Annotated in this window: 17 protein-coding genes; 9 read left to right on the top strand and 8 right to left on the bottom strand. The window is 62.1% G+C overall.

Annotated features, from left to right (window positions below; genetic code table 11):
• Window positions 1–13: 13 nt before the first annotated feature.
• Both chbB and osmE read right to left on the bottom strand, forming a co-directional pair.
• Window positions 14–334 (bottom strand): PTS N,N'-diacetylchitobiose transporter subunit IIB, encoded by a 321-nt coding sequence (gene chbB / locus NKJ21_RS01510; RefSeq protein ID WP_002901547.1) that lies wholly within the window; start codon window positions 332–334, stop codon window positions 14–16.
• A gap of 278 nt (window positions 335–612) precedes the next feature.
• Window positions 613–951: an osmotically-inducible lipoprotein OsmE gene (gene osmE / locus NKJ21_RS01505; protein ID WP_008807747.1), complete on the bottom strand. Its 339-nt coding sequence runs from the start codon at window positions 949–951 to the stop codon at window positions 613–615.
• Window positions 952–1,233: 282 nt separating this feature from the next.
• Between osmE and nadE the strand changes: the two genes are divergently transcribed.
• Both nadE and cho read left to right on the top strand, forming a co-directional pair.
• Window positions 1,234–2,061, top strand: coding sequence for an ammonia-dependent NAD(+) synthetase (gene nadE / locus NKJ21_RS01500; RefSeq protein WP_008807746.1), 828 nt, complete (start codon window positions 1,234–1,236; stop codon window positions 2,059–2,061).
• Between the two features lie 98 nt (window positions 2,062–2,159).
• The gene (gene cho, locus NKJ21_RS01495) at window positions 2,160–3,023 is read left to right on the top strand and encodes an excinuclease Cho (RefSeq protein ID WP_032730128.1); all 864 of its coding nucleotides are present in this window, start codon (window positions 2,160–2,162) and stop codon (window positions 3,021–3,023) included.
• Between the two features lie 88 nt (window positions 3,024–3,111).
• On the opposite strand, the gene spy is transcribed toward cho, so the two are convergent.
• From spy to NKJ21_RS01465, 6 genes are all read right to left on the bottom strand, one after another.
• The gene (spy, locus tag NKJ21_RS01490) at window positions 3,112–3,597 is read right to left on the bottom strand and encodes an ATP-independent periplasmic protein-refolding chaperone Spy (RefSeq protein WP_008807744.1); all 486 of its coding nucleotides are present in this window, start codon (window positions 3,595–3,597) and stop codon (window positions 3,112–3,114) included.
• A 343-nt stretch (window positions 3,598–3,940) separates the two neighbouring features.
• Window positions 3,941–4,906: a succinylglutamate desuccinylase gene (astE, locus tag NKJ21_RS01485; RefSeq protein WP_022065123.1), complete on the bottom strand. Its 966-nt coding sequence runs from the start codon at window positions 4,904–4,906 to the stop codon at window positions 3,941–3,943.
• Window positions 4,907–4,915: 9 nt separating this feature from the next.
• A complete protein-coding gene (gene astB, locus NKJ21_RS01480; RefSeq protein ID WP_117128385.1) occupies window positions 4,916–6,241 on the bottom strand; it encodes an N-succinylarginine dihydrolase in 1,326 nt (441 codons plus the stop codon).
• Window positions 6,238–7,716 carry a succinylglutamate-semialdehyde dehydrogenase gene (gene astD / locus NKJ21_RS01475; RefSeq protein WP_032739633.1) on the bottom strand — a complete coding sequence of 493 codons (1,479 nt, stop codon included), beginning with the start codon at window positions 7,714–7,716 and terminating at the stop codon, window positions 6,238–6,240. The genes astB and astD overlap by 4 nt, the downstream gene beginning before the upstream one ends.
• On the bottom strand, window positions 7,713–8,747 hold the full coding sequence (gene astA, locus NKJ21_RS01470) for an arginine N-succinyltransferase (RefSeq protein ID WP_239270286.1): 1,035 nt from the start codon (window positions 8,745–8,747) through the stop codon (window positions 7,713–7,715). The genes astD and astA overlap by 4 nt, the downstream gene beginning before the upstream one ends.
• On the bottom strand, window positions 8,744–9,964 hold the full coding sequence (locus NKJ21_RS01465; protein WP_032754078.1) for an aspartate aminotransferase family protein: 1,221 nt from the start codon (window positions 9,962–9,964) through the stop codon (window positions 8,744–8,746). The genes astA and NKJ21_RS01465 overlap by 4 nt, the downstream gene beginning before the upstream one ends.
• Window positions 9,965–10,402: 438 nt before the next feature.
• Between NKJ21_RS01465 and xthA the strand changes: the two genes are divergently transcribed.
• The 7 genes from xthA to NKJ21_RS01430 all read left to right on the top strand — a co-directional run bounded on the left by xthA (window position 10,403) and on the right by NKJ21_RS01430 (window position 16,654).
• On the top strand, window positions 10,403–11,209 hold the full coding sequence (gene xthA, locus NKJ21_RS01460) for an exodeoxyribonuclease III (protein ID WP_012968464.1): 807 nt from the start codon (window positions 10,403–10,405) through the stop codon (window positions 11,207–11,209).
• Between the two features lie 213 nt (window positions 11,210–11,422).
• Window positions 11,423–12,079, top strand: coding sequence for a TVP38/TMEM64 family protein (locus tag NKJ21_RS01455; protein ID WP_012542082.1), 657 nt, complete (start codon window positions 11,423–11,425; stop codon window positions 12,077–12,079).
• A complete protein-coding gene (locus NKJ21_RS01450) occupies window positions 12,066–12,776 on the top strand; it encodes a TVP38/TMEM64 family protein (RefSeq protein ID WP_254732659.1) in 711 nt (236 codons plus the stop codon). Before NKJ21_RS01455 ends, NKJ21_RS01450 begins: the two co-directional genes overlap by 14 nt.
• Window positions 12,773–13,333, top strand: coding sequence for a carboxymuconolactone decarboxylase family protein (locus NKJ21_RS01445; RefSeq protein ID WP_012542084.1), 561 nt, complete (start codon window positions 12,773–12,775; stop codon window positions 13,331–13,333). The genes NKJ21_RS01450 and NKJ21_RS01445 overlap by 4 nt, the downstream gene beginning before the upstream one ends.
• Before the next feature lie 2 nt (window positions 13,334–13,335).
• Window positions 13,336–14,514, top strand: a complete 1,179-nt coding sequence (locus NKJ21_RS01440; RefSeq protein ID WP_016160752.1) for an ABC transporter substrate-binding protein — start codon at window positions 13,336–13,338, stop codon at window positions 14,512–14,514.
• A complete protein-coding gene (locus tag NKJ21_RS01435) occupies window positions 14,487–16,022 on the top strand; it encodes an ABC transporter permease subunit (protein ID WP_012968468.1) in 1,536 nt (511 codons plus the stop codon). Before NKJ21_RS01440 ends, NKJ21_RS01435 begins: the two co-directional genes overlap by 28 nt.
• The gene (locus tag NKJ21_RS01430) at window positions 16,022–16,654 is read left to right on the top strand and encodes an ATP-binding cassette domain-containing protein (protein ID WP_023297432.1); all 633 of its coding nucleotides are present in this window, start codon (window positions 16,022–16,024) and stop codon (window positions 16,652–16,654) included. Before NKJ21_RS01435 ends, NKJ21_RS01430 begins: the two co-directional genes overlap by 1 nt.
• The last annotated feature ends 65 nt before the right edge of the window (window positions 16,655–16,719 follow it).

Here is a 16,719-nt window from a genome sequence, read left to right as displayed (position 1 = left end):
TTAAAAGTTAAAATTATTGTGCTGCAGCTTTCTTAATGGCCGCGACGGCGGCTTTCAATACACCTAAACCATCCACCTTGCCATACAGAAGAGAATCGATGACTTCTACCGGTTTATTCGGCAGCAGGCGCTGAATTTCCGGTAACATATACGCAATTTGTGGTCCTAATAATACCACGTCGGCTTCCGGTCCCTTTTCACCTGCCAGGGTTTCGGGATAGGCTTCAATAATGACCGGGACTTCGTATTTTTCTGCCTGCGCGCGCATTTTGGAGACCAGCAGTGATGTAGACATGCCTGCCGAGCAGAAGAGATAAATGTGTTTCTTTTCCATGAACGCTTCCTCAATGTGTGAGACCAGGGCCTTCAGCAACCGCTGAGAGCCGGTAAGACTGGTAACATCCGGTTAATTCTGTTTATGGGTTGAGTATACGGCAAGCTGAGCCGCCAGGATAATTCGCTGTTGAACAGAATTGTCTCTCATTGACCTCTGGTTTTGACTACCCTCACATTTTCACCCAAATAATTCGCGCAATTAAATAAGCATCAGTACTCACAAAAAAGCCCGACCAGTGGTCGGGCTTACGTAGGGCTCAGTAAACAGTAGGAAGCTTACTTGGCGTTGCGCGGGTCAGTATCATACTCGGCGCAGGTCTGGTAGCCGGAGTTAATCACATGGCCAGTGTCGTCGAGGGCCACAAAGTAGGTCTCTACTTTACCATCCCGTTGACCGAGGATGTAGGTCTGGCAGGTGCCGCGGGCATGAACCATGGTCACTTCCGTTGAAGGTTTGCCAGCGATCTGCATCACCTGCTGACGCGACATCCCTTTCTTCACATCTTTCACCACCGGCTGGGTAAACTGGTCTTTGGTACGATCGTAAGCGGTACAGCCCGCCAGTAAGGTTAACGCGACGGTGACGCCCAGTATTCCTGCTAAGCTTTTGTTCATTTTGGTTCCTCTCTTCTACTGTGTAACGATAAGCCTGGAATAAATAGTGTTATTTTTCAAGCCGAACAGCGAAATCATGTCTGATTGTGTTATTGCGTAAACAGGATTGACGCGCCGCTGCCGACCGGCGGTTTCTCCCGCGCAGTGGCATCTATAATGAAATCCTATGTCATTGATTGCCTTCTTTTCCGGCAGTCAAAACCCCGGTCCTTGTCGTTTCAGCGGCAAAGAGGTAGCTTTAAGCCAACAGCTTGCCAAACAGATTCACTTTCGGAGGGCGCGATGACGCTACAACAAGAGATTATTCAGGCGCTGGGCGCAAAGCCGCAGATTGATGTCGCCGGCGAGATCCGCCGCAGCGTCGATTTCCTGAAGTCCTACCTGCAGACCTACCCGTTTATTAAATCGCTGGTGCTGGGTATCAGCGGCGGCCAGGACTCCACCCTGACGGGGAAACTGTGCCAGATGGCGATTAATGAACTGCGTGCCGAAACGGGCGACAGCAGCCTGCAGTTTATTGCCGTTCGGTTGCCCTATGGCGTGCAGGCGGATGAGCAGGACTGCCAGGACGCCATCGCCTTTATCCAGCCTGACCGGGTGCTGACGGTGAATATCAAAGCCTCGGTACTGGCCAGTGAACAGGCGCTCCGCGAAGCGGGGATCGAACTGAGCGACTTTGTTCGCGGTAACGAAAAAGCCCGTGAGCGGATGAAGGCCCAGTACAGCATCGCCGGAATGACCAAAGGGGTGGTGGTCGGCACCGACCATGCGGCGGAAGCGATTACCGGCTTCTTCACCAAATATGGCGACGGCGGCACCGACATCAACCCAATTTTCCGCCTGAACAAACGTCAGGGCAAACAGCTGCTGGCCCATCTCGGCTGCCCGGAACATCTGTATAAGAAGCTGCCGACCGCCGACCTGGAAGACGATCGCCCCTCCCTGCCGGATGAAGTGGCCCTGGGTGTCACCTACGAGAACATCGACGATTATCTGGAAGGCAAAACGCTGGATCCCAGTATCGCCAAAACGATCGAAGGCTGGTATCTGAAAACCGAACACAAGCGTCGGCCACCGATCACCGTCTTTGACGATTTCTGGAAAAAATAGTCCCTCCCCGCCCCGGCCCGCGCCGGGGTTATTTTTTGCGCTTTTCGCCGCAAAAACCGCCTGCTATACTGGATAGATAGACAGTATCAGGAGTTATTGTGGCCAGAAAGCAATCTGCCCCGCGTCTGGAGTTTGAAGCGGCGGCGATCTATGAATATCCCGAACATCTTCGCCCGTGGCTGGAGGCGCTGCCAAAGCTGCCGGGCGTCTATCAGTTTCACGGCGACAGCGACACAATGCCGCTCTATATCGGTAAGAGCGTCAACCTTCGCAGCCGTGTGTTATCTCACCTGCGCACGCCCGAAGAGGCCGCGATGCTGCGTCAGTCGCGGCGTATCACCTGGCAGCGCACCGCAGGCGAGCTGGGAGCGCTGCTGCTGGAGGCGCGGCTGATTAAAGAGCAGCAGCCGCTGTTTAACAAGCGGCTACGGCGTAACAAGCAGCTCTGCGCCTGGCGACTTGCGGACCACCGGCCGCAAATTGTCTATGCCCGCGAGGTTGATTTCTCGCACCAGCAGCATCTCTATGGCCTGTTCGCCAACCGGCGGGCGGCGCTGCAGATGCTGCAGAGCCTTGCCGACGAACAGCGCCTCTGTTATGGCCTGCTTGGTCTGGAACCGCTCAGCCGCGGCCGCGCCTGCTTTCGCTCCGCGCTGGGCCGCTGCGCCGGCGCCTGCTGTGGAAAGGAGAGCGTGGAGGCGCACAGAGATCGCCTGCTGGCGCAGATGAGTAAACTGCAGCTGGTGTGCTGGCCGTGGGCGGGACCGGTGGCGCTGGAGGAGCGCGGCCCGGATATGACGCAGTATCACGTCATTCATAACTGGCTGTGGCTGGGCGCCGTCGACTCGCTCGACCAGGCCGCGGAGTTGACCCGTCTGCCCGCCGGATTCGACCAGGATGGTTACAAGATCCTCTGTAAGCCTTTGCTCAGCGGTCACTATCCGCTGCACCCGCTTGGCTGAGAAACCACCAATAAAAAAACCGCCGGCCCTGCCCAACGCCTGATGGCATTATTGGGCAAGACCGGCGGTCTTGATTCAGTTCGCTACATTATTCAGCAGGTGCAGGCATTTTACCTGCCGGCGCGTTGCGTTCTGTCAGATGCTTCTCAAAATTAGCATTGAACTGTTTTTTCTGCTCTGGAGTCAGAATGTTGTAGATCTTGTTCTGCGTTTCCAGGCGGGACAGCGCCATCGCTTTATGCTGCGCTTCCATCTTATCGATCTGCGCTTCCGCTTTCGCCTTATCGAAGGTGTCGCTGGCGATCAAATCGTGCATCGCGCGGCGTTCGTCGAGGGACGGACGCTTCATGTTCTCACGCTGGCTCTTCATGATGTCGCGGATCTGTTGCTTCTGCGCATCGGTCAGGTTCAGGCCTTTAAACATCATGTCATGCTGACCCGGGCCGCCTTTATGATGCATCATCATCGGCTTGCTGTCGCTCGGCGCGGTGGTGGTATCGGCGGCGTGTGCCAGGTTAGCCGCGCCCAGAGCCAGAGTAGAGGCAACAAACAGTGCAGTGAGTTTCTTCATCATTCAATCCTTACTTTACGTTATTCTTACGGCGCGTTGCCGTGTTGACGAGATTAACTTTACGACGTTAATCGTCAATTAGTCAGAGCAAGAGTAAAACAATGAAAGTGTAAAAAACAGTTTCTCGCCAATTATGGAGAAAATAAGGAATTTAGCCGAAGAATTGCAATAAAAAATAAATAACCCACTGTTTTGCAGAGAAATTATGGAGAGTATAAAGGAGGGGAGATTAAAAACAAAGCATTTTACCAGGAATAATCTGCAAATTTACACTGGCGCACGAAAAAATAAGATGGTGAAAAAAGACGCGCGAAATAAAGCAGGCCGCCCGGCGGACGGCTTGCCCTCAGGATAATTTCTCCAGCATCAGGCCGGCGCGCAGTCCCTTCGCCACCGTCGGATTGGGAAACAGGACATACTCCGGCTCAGGCCCCACCACATACCGCGTCTCGCCCTCCTCCGCCAGCAGCGTGCCGGGTTCGAAGGGGGTGAAGTTCAGCGTCTGATCCGCCATATGCAAGTGGAAATCATCGCTATGGCGGGTGATCTGCTGTACCACCCGGTAGCGCAGCGGCGCCGGGGCGTCGGCAATGGCCAGATCCCCCACCAGCAGCCGGGAAAGCGCGCCTTCGGCGGCGGCAAACTGCGTCAGATCGTTTTCACCCAACGGCAGCGCTTTGCCCAGCTCAAGGGTGCAGGCCAGCGCCGCGAACCGTTCGCAGCTGAAGTGGGTAAAGGTCCCGCCTGGCTGACGATGAAACACCAGCGCCTCCAGCCCGGCGCCGCCCAGCCAGTGAAGAAAATCCTCCTCCCACGGCGTATCGCGGGCCGGGAGCACGCCGAAGCGCGGATGTAGCGACCCGCGGATCGCGGTATGCAGATCGAGGTGCCAACGAGGACCATCGTGGTCGCGATAGAAGCGGGCCACCGCCTGCTCCAGCCGCTGCGCCCGCTGCGTCTCCTCACTGAGCGGAAACTGCCGCCAGCGCTCGCCAAACATCCGGTTCATATCGCTGTGCAGATAGCGCTTATTCGCCCGCAGCGCCGGTGGGTTGCCAACGATCACCAGCAACCGCCAGCGCAGCGGGAGTGCCTCCCGGACCAGTCGCTGCACCAGGTGGTCGACTATCTCCACCGGTGCCGTTTCGTTGCCATGAATGGCGCAGGAGAGTACCAGCCCGCGCTCGCAGCGCGCATGCGGCGTCAGCTCGAGGATCCCCTCTCCCAACCAGTGCCAGCGAAAGTGCGCTGTCTCGCCGTGAAAATGGTGGGGCAAACGCCCCGCCAGGGTTAATGCCAGAAAATGTTCCACCGCGCCCCCTTATTGCTGAAATGGATAAACCGAACCGAGCTGCAGGATCTGGGTCAACCGATCCAGCGCGTCACGCCCTTCCCGCAGCAGTTGCGGGTCGGCGAGGTCGGCCTGGGTAAGGCGATCGCGATAGTAGCGATCCACCCAGTCATTGAGGGTGGCAAACAGCGTATCGTTCATCAGGACGTGCGGATTGACCGCCTGATACTCCTCGGCCGTCAACACCACCCGCAGGCGCAGGCACGCCGGACCGCCACCGTTGGCCATACTCTCGCGCAGATCGAACACCTGTAGCGCGGCGATGGGGTTGTCCCCGGCCAGCAGCTCATTGAGGTATTCCCAGACGCCGGCATGCTCCTGCGCTTCGTGGGGCAGGATCAGCGCCATGCTGCCATCCGCCCTGCTCAGCAGCTGGCTGTTGAACAGATAGGTGGCAACCGCCTCTGCCACCGTGACCCGACTGGCGGGGACCACCAGCGGCGTAAAACCCGGCACCCGCTGCGCCAGCTGCTGGAGAAGCGCGGTCTGGTCGGCAAAGGCCTGCTCATGGCAGAACAGGACATGACGGTTGCTCACCGCGATAACATCATTATGAAAAACCCCCGTGTCGATCGCCGCCGGATGCTGGCGGGCGAAGATCAGCTGGCGAGGATTGACCTGATTGAGGCGCGCTACCGCCTGGCTGGCCTCAAGGGTTTGCCGCGCCGGATAGCGACGCGGCGCCTCCTCGCTCCCCCGGCGGCGGCCATAGACAAAGAGCTGGACGCCGGGGGCGCCATACTCGCCGCCGAGACGGTTATGGTTCGCCGCCCCTTCGTCGCCAAACCAGGCCGAGGCGGGCAGCGACGGATGGATGGCAAATCGCGTGCGGTCGGGGAATATCGCCTGCAGCAGCGCCTCTGTGGTCGGTGCTTCGCTGGCGCGGTGGAATTTATCCTGCAGATTTGCCACCGTCAGGTGCACCAGGCCATCCAGCGAATCGGCGGAGGGACAGACCGTCGCCGCGTTCGCCACCCACATCGCCGAGGCCGAACTTACCGCCGACAGCAGATCCGGATCCTGCTGCGCCGCCCGGGCCACCACCTGCTCATCGCTGCCGCTAAAGCCCAGCTGGCGCAGGAGCGGCACGTTCGGTCGCTCGTGCGGCGGGATCACTGCCTGCGGGTAGCCGGCGTCGGCGAGGGCTTTCATTTTTTTCAGCCCTTGCTTTGCCGCCAGCTGCGGGTTCGACACCCGGTGGCGGTGCCGGGTGGAAGCCTCATTGCCAAAGGAGAGCCCGGCGTAGTGATGGGTCAGCCCGGGCAGACCGTCAAAGTTGACTTCGCGGGCGGTCATGACGCCTCCCCGACCAGAAAGTCGAGCCCCGGGTTCAGGCTGGCGGGCAGCGTCAGGGTCGGCGATTCAAGGCTGGCCATCGGCCAGGCGCAATAATCGGCGGCATACCAGGCCCCCGGACGATGGTTACCGGACGCCCCGGTGCCGCCGAACGGCGCGGTACTCGCCGCCCCGGTCAGCGGTTTGTTCCAGTTAACTATCCCTGCCCGCGCCTCGAGCAGCAGTCGATCAAACTTCTCCCGTTCCGGAGAGATTAACCCACAGGAGAGGCCGAAGCGGGTGGCGTTGGCTAAGGCAATCGCCTCCTCGAACGTGTCGTAGCGCCAGACGCCAAGCAGCGGGCCAAACACCTCTTCATCTTCAACATTGGCCACGTCGCTCATGTCGACAATCCCCGGCGTTAGCAGCGACGTTCCGGCCTGCAATAAACGTGGCTCCAGCAGCGTGACCGCGCCAGCGGCGACCCGCTGCAGCCATGCCTGATGCACTTTCTGCGCGGCCGGTTCAGAGATAAGCCCGCCGAGAAACGGCTGCGGCTCGGCGTCCCACGCCGCCGGGATCAGCCGCTGGCTTACCGTCACCAGCCGGGAGAGGAAGGCATCGCCCGCCTCGCCGCGCCGGACCAGCAGACGGCGGGCGCAGGTGCAGCGCTGGCCGGCGGTAATAAAGGCGGACTGGATGGTCAGATGCACCGCGGCATCCACGTCCCGCGGATCGTCGACGATCAGCGGGTTATTGCCGCCCATCTCCAGCGCGAGGATCTTCTGCGGCTGCCCGGCCAGCTGGCGATGCAGATGAAAACCGGTGGTTGAGCTGCCGGTAAATAGCAGCCCGTCGATATCCGCCTGACCGCTGAGCGCCTCGCCGGTTTCCCGACCGCCCTGCACCAGGTTGAGCACCCCGGCGGGCAGGCCGGCCTGCTGCCATAGTTTCACCACCGCTTCGCCGCTGCACGGGGTGAGTTCGCTGGGTTTAAAGACCACAGTATTGCCCGCCAGCAGCGCCGGCACGATGTGCCCGTTCGGCAGATGGCCGGGAAAGTTATAGGGGCCAAACACCGCCAGCACGCCGTGCGGCCGGTGACGCAGCGTGGCGGCGCCGTCGGGCAGATCGCTGTGCTGTTCGCCGGTGCGGACGTGGTAGGCCTTCACCGAGATCGCCACCTTGTTGATCATCGCCGTCACTTCCCCGGCCGCCTCCCAGCGCGGCTTTCCGGTCTCGGCGCCGATCATCGCCGTCAGCTCAGCCTTACTGGCCTCCAGCAGGGCGGCAAACTTTTCAACGATCGCCTGACGGGCGGCAAACGGCAGCCGCGCCCAGGCCGGGAACGCCTGGCGGGCAGCCGCCACCGCCTCAGCAACCTGCCCGGCATCCCCCGCTTCGCCCTGCCACACAACCTTCAGGTTAACCGGATCCTGTTTACTGAAACCTGGCCCACGACCGGGCCGCCACTCGCCATTAATCCACAGACTCATGCGGTTTTCTCCTCAGGGATCAGGCGCACCATGCGTACCTGGTCGCCGGCATGACACTTCAGCATATCCAGTTCGCGGGCGCTGAGGGTCAGGGTGTCGCCATCCGGGTCGGCATGCACCAGCAGAGCGCGGAACTGGTGATACTGTTCATTCGCCACCAGGCACAGCGGCCAGTCACCGGGTGGGGTTTCACCGGCCGCGGTGGTCACCAGACGGCTTTTGCGGATCGCCCGCACCCTGTCGATGTCGCACTCCAGAGTCGGGCCGCCGTCGAAAATATCGATGTAGTTCAGGTAGCGGAACCCCTCTTTCTCCAGCACCGTCCGGGCCGGGGCGGTCTGCGGATGAACCTTGCCGATCACCGCCTGCGCCTCAGGGGAAAGGAAATCGATATACAGCGGATGCTTGGGCATCAGGGCGGCAATGAAAGCCTTCTGTCCGGTGCCGCACAGGTAGTCGGCGCGGGAAAACTCCATGGCGAAAAAGCGTTTGCCCAGGCTCTCCCAGAACGGCGAGTAGCCCTGCTCGTCAATCACCCCGCGCATCTCGGCGACCACCTTCTCATTAAAGCGCTCGCGAAAGGCGGCCATAAATAAGAAGCGCGATTTCGACAGCAGATAGCCATTGCCCTCTTTGCGCCACTGCGGGTCGAGGAACAGGGTACACAGCTCACTGCTGCCGGTATGGTCGTTGCTGAGAAACAGCGTCGGCAACGCCTGATAGACGTTGAGCTCCTTCGAGGCATGGACCTGGGTGCCGACCCGGTAGTTATACCAGGGATCGTTGAGCCCCACCGCCACCTCGATCGCGCAGATGCCCACCACCGCGCCGCTTTCGCTCTCCTCCAGCACAAAGACATAGCCCTGCTCGCTTTTCGGTAGCTCGCCGCGCCAGGTCTGCTGCGAGCGGGCGATCCGCGCCGCGAGGGTCGCTTCATCCACCGGCAGCGAGGTCAGCCCGCCGCCGGTCTCCGCTGCCAGCTTCAGCAGCCCGGGCAAATCGCCCGGCTCCACCGGTCGAATAACCATCATGATGAGACTCCTGCCACGAAACGCGCGCAGGCCCGCTCGACGCGATCCAGCCCGCTATTCACCTCTTCTTCACTGACGTTCAGCGCCGGCGCAAAACGCACCACATTAGCGCCGGCGATCAGGATCATCACCCCCTCTTCCGCCGCCAGGTTGCTGAGCGTTTTCGCCTTCCCGGCCCAGGCGTCGTTCAGTACGCAGCCGAGCAGCAGTCCCAGGCCGCGGATCTCCTTGAACAGACCATAGCGGGCGTTGATCGCCTGCAGACGCTCGCAAAACCACTGGTGGCGCTGTCTGACGCCGGAGAGGACTTCCGGGGTGTTGACGATCGACAGCAGCTCGCCGGCCACCGCCCCGGCCAGCGGGTTGCCGCCGTAGGTGGTGCCGTGGGTACCGACGGTCATCACGCTGGCGCAGGCCTCTGTCGCCAGCAGCGCGCCGATAGGGAAACCGCCGCCCAGCGCTTTGGCGGTGGTCAGCACATCGGGCGTCACGCCGTAGTGCATATAGGCATACAGCTCGCCGGTGCGCCCGACCCCGGTCTGCACTTCATCGAAAATCAGCAGAGCGTTGTGCTGGTCGCAAAGCTGGCGCAGGCCGCGTAAAAACTCGACGTTGGCCGGCACCACGCCCCCTTCGCCCTGCACCGGCTCGACGATCACCGCGCAGGTTTGGTCATTGATTAAGGCCTTTGCCGACTCGAGATCGTTAAACACCGCATGCTGGATCTGCGGCGGCAGCGGGGCAAAATCCCGGGAGTAGGCCGGCTGACCGCCCGCCGAGACGGTGAACAGTGTCCGCCCGTGGAAGGCGTTCTGGAAAGCGACGATGCCGCTTTTTTCACTGCCAAAGCGGTCGTGGGCATATTTACGCGCCAGCTTGAGCGCCGCCTCATTGGCCTCAGCGCCGGAGTTACAGAAGAAGACCCGGTCGGCGAAGGTGGCATCGATAAGCATTTTTGCCAGACGCAGGATCGGCTCATTGGTGTAGCCGTTGCCGGTATGCCAGAATTTGCCGGCCTGGTCGGTCAGAGCTTGCACCAGACGCGGATGGGCGTGCCCCAGCGCGTTCACGGCGATGCCGCCGGCAAAATCGATATACTCTTTGCCCTGCTGATCCCACAGCCGCGACCCGGCGCCCCGCACCGGAATAAACGCCGCTGGCGCGTAGACCGGCATCATCCATTCATCAAAGTGGTTACGCGTAATTGACTGAGACATATCGACCTCTTCCGGTAAATTAAAAGTAGCAATAATGTTAATAAATATGAGTTATTACGCTGTAAATGTAGATTGCACGGTTCGTGCCAGCCAGCGATAAAAATGCATAAACCGGTTGAGATAACGCAGAATCAAGGAGTTACAGCCGAACGCTATTCACATAAAATGCATATTTAGTGAATAAGTATCCGATAAAGGGGGATAAACAGTGATTAAAGAAGATAAGTTATGCAACGGTAAGATATAATTCTGTAATTGTGATCCTCTGCGAAATTTATCGTAGATATTTGCCCTTTTTTGGCGCGGCATGCCCGTAAAAGGGGCAACCACGGCACGCTCATGCGCAGCGATTGGCAGAATGACGCATCCGGTGGCAGCCAGCCAGGCGAATTTCTGCTACCATCCCTGCACTATTCACCTTGCACAGTGGCAGCGACTATGAAATTCGTCTCTTTTAATATCAACGGCCTGCGCGCCCGCCCACACCAACTGGCCGCCATCGTCGAAAAACACCAGCCGGACGTGATTGGCCTGCAGGAAACCAAAGTTCACGACGATATGTTCCCTCTCGAAGAGGTCGCCAAACTCGGCTATAACGTCTTTTATCATGGACAAAAAGGCCATTATGGCGTCGCGCTGCTGACCAAAGACACGCCGATTGCCGTCCGCCGCGGTTTCCCGGACGATGGCGAAGAGGCTCAGCGCCGCATCATCATGGCGGAGATCCCGTCGCCTTTCGGCAACGTCACGGTGATTAACGGTTATTTCCCACAGGGTGAAAGCCGCGATCATGAAACCAAATTCCCGGCCAAAGCGGCGTTCTATCAGAATCTGCAGAACTATCTGGAGACCGAACTCAACAAAGAGAATCCGGTGCTGATCATGGGCGATATGAACATCAGTCCCACCGATCTCGATATCGGTATTGGTGAAGAGAACCGCAAACGCTGGCTGCGTACCGGCAAATGTTCCTTCCTGCCGGAAGAGCGGGAGTGGATGGATCGCCTGCTGGGCTGGGGCCTGGTGGATACCTGGCGTCAGGCTAATCCGGACAATCAGGAGCACTTCTCGTGGTTCGATTACCGCTCCAAAGGCTTCGACGATAACCGCGGGCTGCGCATCGACCTGCTGCTGGCCAGCCAGCCTCTGGCCCAGCGCTGCGTGGAGACCGGAATCGATTATGAGATCCGCGGAATGGAAAAACCGTCCGACCACGCGCCGGTGTGGGCCACCTTCCGGCCATAATTTACGCCCTTCTCTCGCCTCCCGCGGTGCGGGGGGCAGAATTTCCTGAGCAAAATCAACAAAGCGACGGTAAACCATTGTGACGGTCGTCGGAACAGGATACTGTCGCGCGCACTTTTTGATGTCCACTGCGTCCAGACTGTACAGGAGCACCCCTCATGCAAAAGAAGCCGTCATCCGGCCATTGGTAAAGGGCTGGGACTTCTCGCGCTGGTGGCCACGCTGGCCGTTATCAGCCATCGCGTCGGTCTCCACGATCTGCTGACTCACCTTCATCTGCTTCAGGACACCCTGCGCCATCAGGGCGCCTGGGGATATCTGGTCTATGTCGCGCTGTTTATCATTGCCACCCTGTGTCTGATCCCCGGCAGCCTGCTGGTGATCGCCGGCGGGATGCTCTTCGGCCCGCTGACAGGCTCCCTGCTCTCGTTTGCCGCCGCCACCCTCGCCTCTTCGCTGTCGTTTTTAATCGCCCGCTGGCTTGGGCGCGATCTGCTGCAGCGCTATGTGGGCCATACCGCCGTCTTTCAGGCGATTGAGCGCGGTATCGCCCGCAGCGGCTGCGATTTCCTGATCCTCACCCGCCTGGTGCCGCTCTTTCCCTACAACATTCAGAATTACGCCTACGGCCTGACGGCGATCCCTTTCTGGCCCTTTACCCTGATCTCCGCCGTGACTACCCTGCCGGGCCTGGTCATCTATTCGGTAATGGCCAGCGAGCTGGCCCGCGAGGGCGTAACTCTCGCCTTCGCGCTCAAACTGAGCCTCGCCGGCGGGCTGCTGTTTGCCCTGGTGCAGATGGGCAAACGGTTTGCCCGCGCCCGCCGTATGGCAACGCCCGGCGAGGAGGTGCGCCATGACCCAACCTGATCGCCGTCACCTGCGCCGCGCCCGGCTGGCCCTTGCCGTGGTGGCCGTCGCCGGGCTGGCCGCCTGGTGGTGGTTCCCCGGCAGGCGAACCTTTCTGCAGCAGAGTCTGACGGCGTTAGCCTCCCTGGATCCGCAGCAGGTCAGAGGGTTTCTCGCCGCCTGGGGGCCGCAGGCCGCGCTGGTCTCATTTGCGCTGATGATCCTCCAGGCGATCGTCGCTCCGCTGCCGGCTTTCCTGATTACCCTGGCGAACGCCGCCCTGTTCGGCGCCTTCTGGGGCGGTGCGCTGTCATGGTTCAGCGCCATGGTCGGGGCCGGGCTCTGCTTCTGCATCGCCAGAGCGCTGGGGCGCGAAGTGGTGGAAAAACTCACCGGCCGCGCGGTGCTGCGCAGCGTCGACGGCTATTTCACTCGCTTTGGCCCGCAGACGATCCTGGTCTGCCGCCTGCTGCCGTTTGTGCCGTTTGACCCGGTCAGCTATGCCGCCGGACTAACCTCGCTGCGCTTCTGGCCCTTTATGCTGGCCACCGGCGTGGGCCAGCTGCCGGCGACTATCGTCTATTCCTGGGCCGGGAGTCTGCTCACCGGGGGCACCTTCTGGCTGGCCACCGGGCTTTCGCTGCTTTTTACCCTGGCGGTGGTCATCTCTATCGCCAAAAATATTTACCGTGAACGTCATAAGAGATCGTCGCCATGAGCTTACCCCCGCTGGATTCTGTCCCCCTGATCCTTCGTCCGCAGGCCTGGCTGCACCGCCGGCATTACGGCCAGGTGCTGAGCCCCATTCGCTGGTGGGGACGGATCCCATGGCTGTTTTACCTGGTTTCGCTGTTCGTGGGCTACATTGAACGCCGCCGCTCGCCGCTGGATCCGGTGCTGCGGTCGCTGGTCAGCGCCCGCATCGCCCAACTGTGCCACTGTGAATTCTGTATCGATATCACCAGCATGACCCTCGCGGCGCGGAGCGGCAGCCAGGACAAGCTGCTGGCGGTCGCCGACTGGCGCAGCAGTACGCTGTTCAGCGAAAAAGAGCGTCTGGCGCTGGCCTATGCCGAAGCCGCCACCCAGACGCCGCCGGAGGTGGATGATGCCCTGCGCAGCGCGATGGCCGCGCATTTTGACGCCAGGGCGCTCACCGAGCTGACCGCCCTGATCGGCCTGCAAAATTTATCAGCGCGGTTCAATGCCGCGATGGCGATCCCGGCCCAGGGGTTCTGTCAGATGCCCACCTCTTCCCCGCAGAATAAGGAGTAACGATGCGCCGTTTGCGTGATTTCAGCCTCTGTCTGTGCCTGCTGCTGCTCTGGCCGCTGGCGGTTAATGCCAACGACAGCTGGCGGCAGATCCAAACGGAAGCCCGCGGGCAGACCGTCTGGTTTAACGCCTGGGGCGGGGACCCGGCCGTCAACCGCTATCTGGCGTGGGTCAGCGAGGAGGTCAAACGCCACTACGCGATCGACCTGCATATTGTCCCCATCGCCGACGCCGCCGACGCAGTGAAACGCATCCAGAGCGAGGCGCAGGCCGGCCGTCGCCGGGGCGGGTCGGTGGATCTGCTGTGGATCAACGGCGAAAACTTTCGCACGCTTAAGCAGGCCAACCTGCTGCTCACCGGCTGGGCCGAATCACTGCCCAACTGGCGCTTTGTCGATCTGCAAAAGCCGGTTCGGGAGGACTTTTCTGTCGCCACCGACGGTACGGAGTCGCCGTGGGGCAGCGCCCAGCTGACGTTTATCGCCCGCCGCGGGCAAACGCCGCAGCCACCCACCAGCCCGCAGGCGCTGCTGGCCTTCGCCAGGGCCCATCCCGGCAGCGTGACCTACCCGCGGCCGCCGGACTTCACCGGCACCGCCCTGCTGGAGCAACTGCTGATCGCCCTCACCGACCAGCCGGCCGCCCTGCGCCAGCCGCCGCAGACGGCGACCTTCGCGGCGGTCACGGCCCCGCTGTGGCGCTATCTCGATGCGCTGCACCCGGCCCTGTGGCGGGCGGGCAAGGATTTCCCGGCGTCGCCGGCACGGATGGATACCATGCTCAACAATGGCACCCTCCGCTTATCACTCACGTTTAACCCGCTGCACGCCCGGCAGAAAGCCGCCAGCGGCGAATTACCGACGGACAGCTACAGCTTCGGCTTCACCGCGGGGACCCTCGGCAACGTCCATTTCGTTACCATCCCGGCTAACGCCCGCGCCGTCGCTGGAGCCAAAGTGGTGGCCAATTTCCTGCTCTCGCCTGAAGCGCAGCTGCGCAAGGCCGATGCCGCCGTCTGGGGCGATCCGAGCGTACTGGACCCGCAGCGTCTGCCTGACGGCCAGCGTCAGGCGCTGGCGGCTACCGTGCCGCAGGATCTACCGCCGGTGCTTGCCGAGCCGCACGCGGCATGGGTTGACGCGCTGGAGCAGGAATGGCTGCGCCGCTACGGTACCCACTGATCCTGCTGGCCTGGGGGACGATGGCGGCGATCTATCTGCCGTTGCTCCCCGCCGCCGGGGAACTGGTGGGCGCTGCGCGCTCCCCGGCCCACTGGCGGGCGCTGTTCGCCGACCCGCAGCTGGGCCAGGCGCTGGCCGCCACGCTCGTCTCGACGCTGCTGTCCGTCGGCGGCGCGCTGCTGATCGCCCTGACCGTCGTCGCTGCCCTCTGGCCCTCGCTCCGCTGGCGGCGACTGGCTTCCCGTCTGCCGCTGCTGCTGGCGGTACCCCATCTTGCCCTGGCGACGGCGGCGCTGCTGCTGTTCGCCGAAGGGGGTTGGATCTGGCAGTGGCTGCCGCTTCTGACGCCGCCGGTCGACCGGTATGGCATCGGGCTTGGCCTGACGATGGCCCTGAAAGAGAGCGCCTTTGTGCTGTGGGTGATCTATGGCCTGCTGGGGGAGAAACGCCTCGCCGACCAGGCGACCGCGCTGAAGAGCCTCGGCTACGGCCGCTGGCAGTGCCTGCGCTGGCTGGTGCTGCCCGCCCTGCTGCCCGCCCTCGGCATGGTGCTGCTGGCCGCCACCGCCTGGAGTCTGTCGGCGGTCGATGTCGCCCTGGTGCTGGGGCCCGGCAATCCGCCCACTCTCGCCGTGCTGGCGTGGCAGTGGTTAAGCCAGGGCGATGACCTGCAGCAGGCCAAAGGGGCGCTGGCCAGCCTGTTACTGATGACGATCCTCGGCGGGCTGGCGCTGGTGGCCTGGGGAGGGTGGCGGATACAGCGCCAGTACCAGCCCAATCTGCGCGGTATTCGTCACCCTCATCCTCATGCCCTGCCCGGCCGCCTGCTGGCGGCGCTGCTGCCGCTGAGCGGTCTGCTGGGCACGCTATTGCTGGCGGGGCTGGCGCGCTCGGCGCCACCGCAGATGGATGCCCTCGGCAACAGCCTTGGCCTGGCGCTGGCGGCCTGCGCCCTCGGCGCGGCTGTCTGCCTGCTGTGGCTGGCCTGCGGCCCGACGCGTGGAGATGGCTGGGTCTGGCTGCCGCTGGTCCTGCCGGCCCTGCCGCTGGCCGCTGGCCAGTACCGGCTGGCGCTGTACGCCTGGCTAGACGGCGAATGGTGGACCGTTCTGTGGGGCCATCTGCTGTGGGTGGTGCCATGGATGCTGTTTATTTTGCGCCCGGCCTGGCGCCAGCGCGACCCGCGGATGGCGATTATCGCCCGCACGCTCGGCTGGGGGCCCACGCGTATTTTCTGGCTGCTGACCCTGCCCTCGCTGACCCGCCCGCTGCTGACCGCGCTTGCGGTGGGCTTTTCCGTGAGCATCGCGCAGTATCTGCCGACGCTATGGCTGGGGGCAGGCCGTATCCCGACGCTCACCAGTCAGGCGGTGGCGCTCAGCAGCGGCGGCGAGGTGCAGACGCTCGCCGCCCAGGCGCTGTGGCAATTACTGCTGCCGGCGGTATGCTTTACCCTGACGGCCCTTCTCGCCTGGCTGGCGGGCCGCTATCGACGAGGACTTCGCTAGTGCTAACCGTAAACCATCTGACCCTGAGCGTGAAACGTCAGCCGCTGCTGCGGGAGGTCGCCTTTTCGGTGGCGCCTGGAGAAGTGCTGACGCTGATGGGCCCCTCCGGTAGCGGAAAATCGACGCTGTTTGCCTGGATGATTGGCGCCCTGGCCGGCGACTTCCGCGCCGAGGGCGAGCTGTGGCTCAATGGACGTCGCTGCGATACGCTGCCGACGGAGCATCGACGCATCGGCATCCTGTTTCAGGACCCGTTACTGTTCGACCATTTCAGCGTCGGGCAAAATTTACAGCTGGCGCTGCCGGAGAGTGTGCGCGGCGAGGCGCGAAAAGCCGCAGTGGAGCAAGCGCTCAGCCGCGCCGGGCTGCATGGCTTCGCCCCACGCGACCCGGCCACGCTCTCCGGCGGGCAGCGGGCGCGGGTGAGCCTGCTGCGCGCCCTGCTGGCGCGCCCCGAGGCGCTGCTGCTCGATGAACCCTTCAGCCGTCTGGATGCCACCCTGCGCGCCGCGTTCCGCCGCTGGGTTTTTGAGGAACTGGCCCGCCAGGCCATTCCGGCGATCCTGGTGACCCACGATCGCGAGGACGGTCCGCCGGCGGGACGCTGCCTGGCGATGGAGACCTGGCAATGAAGAGCAATAGCGTGCAAACCTGCGTTACCGCAAAGAAATCGGCGCCTGGCGAGCGGAGAATACGC

This window comes from Klebsiella sp. SWET4, assembly GCF_024296565.1.
GTDB classification, from domain to species: Bacteria; Pseudomonadota; Gammaproteobacteria; order Enterobacterales; family Enterobacteriaceae; genus Klebsiella; species Klebsiella variicola.
The sequence above is the reverse complement of the archived record's forward strand: the minus strand, read 5'-3'. Positions and strand labels throughout refer to the sequence as shown.